Annotated in this window: 9 protein-coding genes; 2 read left to right on the plus strand and 7 right to left on the minus strand. The window is 64.5% G+C overall.

Annotation, left to right across the window (positions count from 1 at the left end; translation table 11 throughout):
- Positions 1-66 precede the first annotated feature (66 nt).
- The gene (locus tag EXZ48_RS33465; protein ID WP_165909504.1) at positions 67-480 is read left to right on the plus strand and encodes a DUF2793 domain-containing protein; all 414 of its coding nucleotides are present in this window, start codon (positions 67-69) and stop codon (positions 478-480) included.
- A gap of 164 nt (positions 481-644) precedes the next feature.
- Positions 645-854 carry a hypothetical protein gene (locus tag EXZ48_RS33470; RefSeq protein WP_130521336.1) on the plus strand — a complete coding sequence of 70 codons (210 nt, stop codon included), beginning with the start codon at positions 645-647 and terminating at the stop codon, positions 852-854.
- Positions 855-1,074: 220 nt separating this feature from the next.
- Here EXZ48_RS33470 and EXZ48_RS33475 read toward each other — a convergent pair whose 3' ends face one another.
- From EXZ48_RS33475 to EXZ48_RS33505, 7 genes are read right to left on the minus strand one after another with little or no spacing between them, the layout of a single operon-like run.
- Entirely contained in the window at positions 1,075-1,974 is a 900-nt protein-coding gene (locus EXZ48_RS33475) for an ABC transporter ATP-binding protein (RefSeq protein WP_130521338.1), read from the minus strand.
- Positions 1,971-2,774 carry an ABC transporter ATP-binding protein gene (locus tag EXZ48_RS33480; RefSeq protein WP_130521340.1) on the minus strand — a complete coding sequence of 268 codons (804 nt, stop codon included), beginning with the start codon at positions 2,772-2,774 and terminating at the stop codon, positions 1,971-1,973. The genes EXZ48_RS33475 and EXZ48_RS33480 overlap by 4 nt, the downstream gene beginning before the upstream one ends.
- Positions 2,771-3,661: an ABC transporter permease gene (locus EXZ48_RS33485; RefSeq protein ID WP_371687691.1), complete on the minus strand. Its 891-nt coding sequence runs from the start codon at positions 3,659-3,661 to the stop codon at positions 2,771-2,773. Before EXZ48_RS33485 ends, EXZ48_RS33480 begins: the two co-directional genes overlap by 4 nt.
- Position 3,662: 1 nt before the next feature.
- Entirely contained in the window at positions 3,663-4,643 is a 981-nt protein-coding gene (locus EXZ48_RS33490) for an ABC transporter permease (RefSeq protein ID WP_050746964.1), read from the minus strand.
- Between the two features lie 51 nt (positions 4,644-4,694).
- Positions 4,695-6,344: an ABC transporter substrate-binding protein gene (locus EXZ48_RS33495; protein WP_130521342.1), complete on the minus strand. Its 1,650-nt coding sequence runs from the start codon at positions 6,342-6,344 to the stop codon at positions 4,695-4,697.
- 5 nt (positions 6,345-6,349) lie between these two features.
- A complete protein-coding gene (locus EXZ48_RS33500) occupies positions 6,350-6,847 on the minus strand; it encodes a GNAT family N-acetyltransferase (protein WP_130521344.1) in 498 nt (165 codons plus the stop codon).
- Between the two features lie 15 nt (positions 6,848-6,862).
- A complete protein-coding gene (locus tag EXZ48_RS33505; protein WP_130521346.1) occupies positions 6,863-8,884 on the minus strand; it encodes a beta-N-acetylhexosaminidase in 2,022 nt (673 codons plus the stop codon).
- Positions 8,885-9,012: the final 128 nt, after the last annotated feature.

Raw genomic sequence — 9,012 nt, forward strand, 5'->3', positions numbered from 1 at the left:
CCCCTTTTCCACCCCGCAAGCCGCATCCGTATAATGCCAACGAAATCGGCAACGGAGACGGAAACCATGGACGCGTCCGAAAACCTCAATCTCCCCTACATCATCCCCGCACAGGCCCAGAAACATGTGACCCACAACGAGGCCATCAAGACCATCGATGCCCTCCTCCATCTCGCCGTCAAAAGCAGGAGCCTCGCAAGCCCGCCGGCAAGCCCTGCCGCCGGCGATCGATACATCGTGCCCGCAGCCGCAACCGGCGCCTGGGCCGGCAGCCAAAACGCCATAGCCGCATGGCAGGACGCCGTCTGGACCTTCTATCAACCCAGAGAAGGCTGGATCGCCTATGCCAAAGACGAAAACACCATGCTCGCCTTCCAGCACGGCGCCTGGACCAGCGCAACCGTCAATACAACCAACCAAAACCGCCTCGGTATCAATACAGCCGCCGATCTAACAAACAGGTTCGCTGTCGCCCTTTGATACGCGCGACCCGCAATCTATGTCTCATTTCAGCACGTCGGCAGCCATTTGTTTACCTGTCGCAGAGTCGATCGCCACATACAATCAAGGGTAGCTAGGCCTCCGTGAATGGCCGGGTAAACGTGGCACCGCTCCATGATGGAGCCGATTCGAGGTGCCATTTCATGCCCATGCAGACCGTTCACCGTCTGACCAATGACCCTACCCCAGTGCAGCGTCTTGCCCGTGCCATCAAGGACATCGACAGCCGACTGGACTGGATCCATCGCCACAACCAGCCCGTTCCCCTGGATGCCTATCGCGCCCGGCGCATCCTGCATGCGGCGCTCGTCCGTTGTCGCGAGCGCAATGCCATTCTCCCGCCAGCTCGCTGACGGGGGACACTGCGCGAGCGGACGCGATGCCCAAGCCGCACCGATCGCGCAGGGACCCGGTCGAGCGATACGAGGCGCTCCCGGGTCTTCTCTTACAATCAGGTTCAAGCATGACGCAGGGCGCGCAGAAAATACCTATTCACAGAGGTGCGTCTGTGTCAGGCTACGCTTACTGAGTGGGCTGGGTTAAGCCTGTCGCCAACAAGCCCGAAGGCCTGCATCAGATGGACAGGGCAAAGTGATTTTCGCCGACCGTCACCACCCTATTCTGCTCCTTCGCCGCAACGCGGCGAACGGCGTCCACTGCACCGGGATCGATCCGCGATACCGCATCGGAGAAGCGGCGCTCCGGATCGGGCACCGCCGACAGAAGCAGCTTCGTATAGGGATGCTGCGGATTGTCGATGACCGCGCCGCAATCGCCCCATTCGACGATCTGGCCGCTGTACATGACGGCGATGTCTTCCGCGACATAGCGGGCCGTGGCGATATCGTGGGTGATGTAGAGGAGGCCGAGATTGCGGGCCGTCTTCATCTCGTTGAGCAGGTTCAGCACGCCGAGGCGTACCGAGACATCGAGCATGGAGGTGGGCTCGTCGGCAACAAGGACCTGCGGGCGGGCCGAAAGCGCACGGGCAATGTTGACGCGCTGGCGCTGGCCGCCGGAAAGCTCATGCGGATATTTCGGGGCGACGATGGCAGGATCGAGCTTGACGCTGGCAAGCTGCTCGAGGACGGCAGCATCGAGATCGGCGGACCGGATGTCCGGGCGATGTAGGCGCAGCGTTCGCTTCAGATGGTAGGCGATGGTGTGCGCCGGGTTGAGCGAGGCGAAGGGATCCTGGAAGATCATCTGGACGGCCTGCCGGTAGGCGGCAAGGTCGCGGCCACGCCGCCCTGCCGTCGGCTCACCCCTGAACAGCACGCGGCCGCTCGTCGGCAGATATTCCAGCATGGCCATGCGCGCACAGGTCGTCTTGCCACTGCCCGATTCCCCGACGATAGCAAGCGCCCTCCCGCTGTGAAGCGCGAAATTGACCGAGCGTGCGGCGCGCACGCCGCCCGTGGGGCTGCTGAAGGTCTTGCTGACATTGTCAAAGCGCAGAAGCGGGTCGTTCATCCGAGCACACCTCCCTTGAGTGAGGGGAACGAGGCCCAGAGCCTCTTCGTATAATCGTGCTGCGGCGTGCGGAAGATCGCTTCCGAGGGCCCTTGCTCCACCATCCTGCCCGACAGCATGACACCGATGCGGTCGCAGAACTGCACCATGAGGCCGAGATCGTGGGTGATGAACAGCACGGAGAAACCGCGCTGGCGGCGCAGCTCGTCGATCCGCTGGAGGATCTCGCGCTGCACCACCACGTCGAGCGCCGTTGTCGGCTCGTCCATGACGACGAGCTTGGGATCGAGCGCCATGCAGATGGCGATCACGATGCGCTGGCGCATGCCGCCGGAGAACTGGTGTGGATAGTCACGCATGCGCTCCGGCTTGATGTCGACGAGCCGCAGCATCTCGGCGGTGCGGTCGCGTGCCTCGCTGCGCGCACAGCCGGTATGGGTGCGCAACACGTCGTAGAACTGTTCCTCGACGCGCAGCACGGGGTTCAGCGAATTCATCGCGCTCTGGAACACCATGGCCACCTCGCGCCAACGGAAATCGGTGAGCGCCCGCTTGTCGAGGCCGAGCACGTCGCGACCGGCGAGGCGGATCTCGCTGCCCTTGCGGATCAGTGCCGGCGGGCCATGCAACCGGCTGACGGCGAAGGCGATGGTGCTCTTGCCGCAGCCCGATTCCCCGGCAAGCCCGAAGACTTCGCCCGGTGCGACATCGAAGGAGACGTCGTCCACCGCGCGGAAATCCGTCTCCGTGCCGATGTAGTCGATCGTGAGATTCTTGACGGAAAGCAGCGCGTCGCTCACAGGCGTCCCTCCCCGGATTTGACGAGGCTCGTCCATCGGGCAAGGCGCTCGCCGGTGCGTAGCCGTGGGTTGGCGATCTCGTCCACGGCGAAGTTGAGCAGCGACAGGCCGATGCCGAGCAGCGCCAGCGCCAGGCAAGGCGCAAGGATGTCCCACCAGGCGCCCACCGAAAGGGCGGAGGCCTTCTGCGCGTTGTAGAGCATGGTGCCCCAGGAGATGACGTTGGGATCGCCGAGCCCAAGGAATTCCAGCGTCGCCTCGGTGATGACGGCGAAGATGACGCTGCCGATGAAATTGATGCCGACGATGGAAAAGACGTTCGGCAAGATCTCGAAGGCCATGATGCGCCATTGTGGCTCGCCCATCATCTCGGCGGCCTTCACGAAGTCCCGCTGCTTGACGGAGAGCGTTTCGGCCCGTGTGACGCGCGCGCCCCAGGCCCAGGAGGTGAGGCCGAGGATGAGCGCGATGACCATAGGGCCCGCCTGGCCGACGAAGGAGGCGATGACGAGCAGCAGCGGCAGGTTTGGCACGACCAGCACCATGTTGGTGAAGAAGCTGATCACCTCGTCCGTCTTGCCGCCGCGATAGCCGGCGATGATGCCGAGCGTGGTGCCGATGACGGTGATGAGCAGGCCTGCGGCGAAACCCACGGCAAGCGAGGTCTGTGCGCCGTAGATGAGCCGTGCCCAGACATCCTGTCCGAGGCGGGTCGTGCCGAGAATATGCTCCGCCGAGGGCGACTGGTGCGGCCGGCCTGTGCGGCCGGCGGGATTGTATTCCGTGAGCAGCGGTGCTGCGACCGCGACCAGCACGATCAGGGCCACGATGGCAAGGCCGACGAGCGCCTTTCGGTTGCGGCGAAGGCCGATCAAGAGCTGGCCCATGTCAGCCACTCCCCTTCAGACGCGGGTCGAGCAGCACATAGCTGACATCGACGATGAAATTGGACACCAGCATGGCGGCAGTCATGACGAGGAGCTGGCCCTGGATGACCGGGTAGTCGCGGGCGAGGATCGCCTGGTAGAGCGTGTTGCCGAGGCCGGGATAGTTGAATACGACCTCGGTCACCAGCGAGCCGCCGAGCACAGTGCCAAGCGCGATGGCGAGGCTGGAAACCGTGGGCAGCAGCGCATTGCGCGCCGCATACCAGACCATGACGCGCCGGTCGGAAAGCCCCTTGGCGCGGGCCATCACCACATAGTCCTGCCCGAGCAGGTTGATCATGTTGTTGCGCATGGTCACGGTGAAGCCGCCGGTCAGGACGAAGCAGAGCGTGATGAGCGGCAGGATGGCGTGGTGAGCGACGCTGGCGAAAAAAGCGAGGCTGAAGGACGGATCGAGCGCCGGGTCATGCGCATAGCCCGTCGGGAACCAGCCCAGCGTGAAGCCGAAGACGAAGAGCGCGACGAGCGAGGTGACGACCGCCGGAATGGAGGTGGCGAAGATCGCCGAGACCGACACCACCACATCGAGCCGGCTGCCGCGCCGCCAGGCGGCGACCATACCGAGGAAACTGCCAAGCACGAAGGAAATCAGCGTCGCCGTGCCGACGAGGCCGACGGTCCACAAGAGCGCCCGCCCGAGCAGGTCCGTCACCGGCAGCGGGAAGTATTTCACCGAAACACCGAGGTCGCCGGTGAAGATGCTGGAGAGATAAGTGAGGTACTGTTCCCAGAGCGGCCCGTCGACGAAGCCGAAGGTCAGCTTCAATGCCTCCAGGCTTTCCGGTGGCAGTTCCGAGGCCGCGGAGGAAAACATCAGCGCCACCGGATCGCCCGGCATCAGGCGCGGCAGGAAGAAGTTGATCGTCGCTGCGGCAATGAAAGCAGCGAGATAGAACAGGATTCGGCGAAGCAGGAAAGGCATGGCCTGGAACCGGCGGGGCCTGTTACGGTCCCCGCCTCCTCTATGGACGGATCACGGAACCGGCTGGAGAGCCAGGAGGTTCAGAAGACGCGCGCGGTTGTTCTTGGTGATCGACGGGTTGGCGAAGGGGGTCTCCTTCGTCGACCAGCCAGTGAACCGGCTCGTGTTGTACTGGTACCAGTTCGGGTTGTTGAACACCGGTATCAGCGGCAGGTTCTCCGCCACGATGCGCTGGGCCTTGTTCATGATCGCCTTCTGCTTTTCGAGATCGGCCGTATGGGTGAACTCCCCGACGAGCTTTTCGACATCCGCATTGAACCAGCGCTGCGAGGTAAACCGCGTCTTGCCCTTGTCGGCCTCGGTGAAGGCACGCTTGTAGGGGTAGTAGGGCGAGGCGGCGGCCGGCAGGCTGTTGATGGCGGCGTCGAACTTGCCCGAGATCAGGTTCTGGCTCCAGACGGCTTCTTCCGGCGTCTCGATCTTGGCATCGATACCGACCGCCTTCATATTGTCGATGGCGATGTTGACGGTGTCGATCCAGTCGGTCCAGCTGGCCGGGACGATGATCGAGAAGGCGATCTTCGTCCCGTCGGGGTTGTCGCGCATGCCGTCGCCATCCTTGTCGACATAGCCGGCCTCGTCGAGAAGCGCCGCGGCCGCCGCCTCGTCATAGGTTGCGAACTTGCCGAAATCGGCAGTGACGGACGGATCGGCCCAAGCCTTGTAGAGTTCGCCCATCAGGCCCGGATCCTGGTTGAGCGTCGGATAGCCGTAGCCGGCGATATCGACCATGCCCTGCCGGTCGAGCGCCATGGAAACGGCTTGGCGGAACTTCAGGTCGGAAAAGGCCTTGCGATTGTCAGCATTGGCGCTTTCCTGGTTGAAGACGAAGGCCACCATGCTGCTCGGCGAATACCAGTAGTGGAAATGCTCCGGGTTTTTGGCGACATAGACCTTCTCGATATCGGGGATGAAGGAGACGCCCCAGTCGAGCGTGCCGTCCACCGTCGCGGTCAGGATCTGGTTGTTGTCGGCAAGCTGCGGGAAGCGCATGCAGTCGACCTTGAGGTGCTCGGCGTCCCAATAGTTCGGGTTGCGGCACTGGTCGTAGGTCTGGCCGGTGAAGCGGGCAATCTCCGTCATCGGGCCGCTGCCGACCGGCGTCTCGTTGGAGAAGGTTACGGGATCGGCGACGTCCTTCCAGGCATGCTGTGGCACGATCGGGATCTGCACCAGCGTTTCGGCGGCAAGCGAGGTCGGCGCCTTCATGGTGAAGCGCACGGTCTGGGCGTCCGCCACCTCGACGCCGTCGATCTGCGTCCAGATGCTGACGAAATCGAGCGCCGGGAATGCCTTCACGAGATCGAAGCTGAACTTGACGTCCTCGGCGGTCAGCGGCTGGCCGTCGGACCATTTCAGACCGGCGCGCAGCTTGAACTCGATGCTCTTCAGGTCGTCGGAAAGCGTGAAGCTTTCGGCAAGGCGATAGACCGGCTTGTTGCTGTCGAACTGATTGAAGATGACCAGCGGTTCATAGATGAAATCGAGCGTGCTCTGGCGCGCGGACGTCTGGTTGAAGGGGTTGAAGTTACGCACCCACGTCGTCGCGGGCTCGATGTTCACGGTCAGCACGGTCTGGGCAACCGCAGGCGCGGCGCCGAGCATCAAGGCCGCAACGGCCGTCAGGGTATGGAACTTCATGTCGCTCACTCCTCTCTAGAACTGTCGGGTTTCGGGCGGCGCAGCATGCCCTCGTAGACGCCCTTGTCTTCCGCGGGGATCGTCATAGCGCCGACCGTGCCCGCATAAAAATCCACCGGCCCGGCATCGCCGATCACCGCATAGGCATAGCCGTCGGCCTTGAGCGCCGAGAGCGCGCCGGCAAGCAGCGCCACACCCACACCCCTCCCGCGTGCATCGGGATGTACGCCGGTCGGCCCAAAGAAGCCGCGCGCCACGATGTCGTAGCAGGCAAAGCCGAGAAGCCGCCCCTCCGACACCGCAACGAGGCAGGCGACAGGCCGGCGCGAAAAGGCGACCGTTACCTCGCTCGCCCAGTTGTCGGAGAAGTGCGCACGCACCCAATCGACGACCAACGCCATTTCCGGCGCCAGTGCCGGACGGATCGCGACGCCCTCAACCGGCGGCCGGGCGGCGAGCGCAGCGAACTTTTGCGAATGGAGATTGACGAGGAGGTCGGGCATCGGTTCCGCTCTCCGTCAGGCCCAGTGGCCGTAAAGGTTGGGCATCAGCGCCGCGTTGACGATGAAGCGGTCCCAGTCCTTCTGCCCCCAGGGTGTCCAGGCCGTTTCGGCAATGGCCGACAGGCGCGGGAAGACGAGACGATCGAAGATCGCGCGGTCGGCCATGGATTCGTTCCAGATGCAGGCCTGAATGCCCTTGAAGCGGGTCAACTGCTCCACGGTCCAGCCTTCGACGGGGTCGAAATCATAGGTGTCGCGCGGGGACGGGGAGCCTGCCCAGCCGGCACCAGGCTCGTTCCAGTCGGTGGATTGGCCCATGTCGAGATAGTAGGCCTGGCCCGGTGCCACGACGATGTCGTAGCCTTCTCCCGCAAGACGCGCACTGACCGGCACATCGCGCCAGCCGATGAGATAGGACGAGGCCTTGTCGAGCACGTCGCCATGCGCTGCCTCCTGCCAGCCGCCGGTGACGCAGCCGAGCGCCTTGACGCTCGCATGCACCTGCCGCAGGAAGGCGGCTTGCAGCACGGCGGTCGTCGCGCCCTCGATATCGTCGGCGCCGTCATGGTTGGTCTCGACATTGTTGTGTCGCGCATGGGAACGGGCCGCATCCCCGCCGGCAAGATCGGCAAGCATGGCGAGCGCCAATGGCGAGCCGGACCAGGCCCCGAGCGGTACCTCGTCCGCCCCGACATGCAGGATGCCGGCAGGAAAGAGGCCGGCAAGCTCGCGCATCACCGTTTCCATGAAAGCGATGGCTTTCGGCTGGGCGGGGTTGAGGCAATTGTTCGGCATGCCCTGCACGGAGGCATATTCGCCGGTCTCGTCCGGATCGCGCAGTTCCGGCAGCGCCTGCAGCAGGGCGAAGCTGTGGCCGGGCACGTCGATTTCCGGAATGACGTCAATGCCGTAGCGGTCGGCATGCGCCACGATCTCGCGCACCTCGTCCTGGGTGTAGTAGCCGCCCGTCGCGAAGGGGCCGGAGCCGAAGAGCGGCGGCACGGAGAGGGCATGGCCCCGCCAGGCGGCCTTTTCCGTCAGCTGCGGGTAGGCGGTGATCTCGATGCGCCAGGCCTCGTCGTCGGTGAGATGCCAGTGGAAGCGGTTGAGCTTGTTCCAGGCCAGGATCGCAAGGAACTGCTTGACCTCCGCGCCGGCATAGAACTGCCGCGCCACGTCGAGATGGCAGCCGCGGAAGCCCATGCGCGGCGAATCCTCGATGCTGCCCGCCACCGGAAACAGAAAGGTGGCCGGGTGGCGCCGGGCACCACGGAAAATCTGGCCGAGCGTGATCAGTCCGTAGAGGAAACCTGTAGGCGCAGCCGCCGTGACGAGCACACCATCGGCGGCGAAATCCAGGCGGTAGGCCTCCGCTTCGCCCGCCCGTTCGGCAAAACGTACCGGAAGGCCGCCCTGGTGGCTGTCCCGCACCAGCCCTTCACCCGGGAAAAGCCGTGCTGTGATATCGCGGAAGGCATCGCCCGCTTCGGCAGCCGCGGCCGGGCCGCTCGCAAGGGCAAGCCCGTGCGGCACCTGTCCGCCGGCAATGCCGGTGACCTCCTTCGGCCAGGGAACGATCGACAGCGGCTGCGGTGCGTTCAGCGGAACCGGCGCGCGGGCAGTGCCGCGGCGCGGCGCATTGTCTGCGACGGTGGAGACGGTGGGCAGTACGCGCGCCGGCAGGATCGTTCCCTCGGCCCCAACGATATAGGCGTTGCGCGCGCCGTCGCTCCAGTGGCGCAGCGGATAGGAAAGCTGGCGGCTGCTGGCCTCCCAGGTCGCACCCGGGGCCAGCACGAAGCCGTCGGGCGGTGCGATGGTGCTGTGGTTGGAAAAGCGCCGCACCAGCCGGCCGTTCTCGATCGCCGCCCCTGCCTGCAGCCGGGCCGGGCCGCTGAAGCACAGCACGAAGTCGGCCAGCGGCGTCGCGCCGAGATTGGTGAGGCGTATCGTATAGATGGGCGCTTCCGTGCCGGCCGCCGGCGTCCAGAGCGTTTCGAAGAGCAGGGAATGGGTGGGATCGACGGGGCCGGTCATCAGAAAAATCCTTGGTTATGAAAAGGGGATCAGGCCGCGGCGCCTGGCTCCAGCCCGAGCGGATCGTTGACGCGTGGCCAGATATTTAGGCTGGCTTTTTTGTAGGGTGTCGTTGCGGGATCGGTCGG

This window comes from Shinella sp. JR1-6 (assembly GCF_004284735.1).
Taxonomy (GTDB): Bacteria; Pseudomonadota; Alphaproteobacteria; order Rhizobiales; family Rhizobiaceae; genus Shinella.

What these genes read in the sequence shown, in the direction of transcription:
- EXZ48_RS33465 (WP_165909504.1), top strand. Translation starts at nt 67, where the DNA reads ATGGACGCGTCCGAAAACCTCAATCTCCCCTACATCATCCCCGCACAG.
- EXZ48_RS33470 (WP_130521336.1), top strand. Translation starts at nt 645, where the DNA reads ATGCCCATGCAGACCGTTCACCGTCTGACCAATGACCCTACCCCAGTG.
- EXZ48_RS33475 (WP_130521338.1), bottom strand. Translation starts at nt 1,974, where the DNA reads ATGAACGACCCGCTTCTGCGCTTTGACAATGTCAGCAAGACCTTCAGC.
- EXZ48_RS33485 (WP_371687691.1), bottom strand. Translation starts at nt 3,661, where the DNA reads ATGGGCCAGCTCTTGATCGGCCTTCGCCGCAACCGAAAGGCGCTCGTC.
- EXZ48_RS33490 (WP_050746964.1), bottom strand. Translation starts at nt 4,643, where the DNA reads ATGCCTTTCCTGCTTCGCCGAATCCTGTTCTATCTCGCTGCTTTCATT.
- EXZ48_RS33495 (WP_130521342.1), bottom strand. Translation starts at nt 6,344, where the DNA reads ATGAAGTTCCATACCCTGACGGCCGTTGCGGCCTTGATGCTCGGCGCC.
- EXZ48_RS33500 (WP_130521344.1), bottom strand. Translation starts at nt 6,847, where the DNA reads ATGCCCGACCTCCTCGTCAATCTCCATTCGCAAAAGTTCGCTGCGCTC.
- EXZ48_RS33505 (WP_130521346.1), bottom strand. Translation starts at nt 8,884, where the DNA reads ATGACCGGCCCCGTCGATCCCACCCATTCCCTGCTCTTCGAAACGCTC.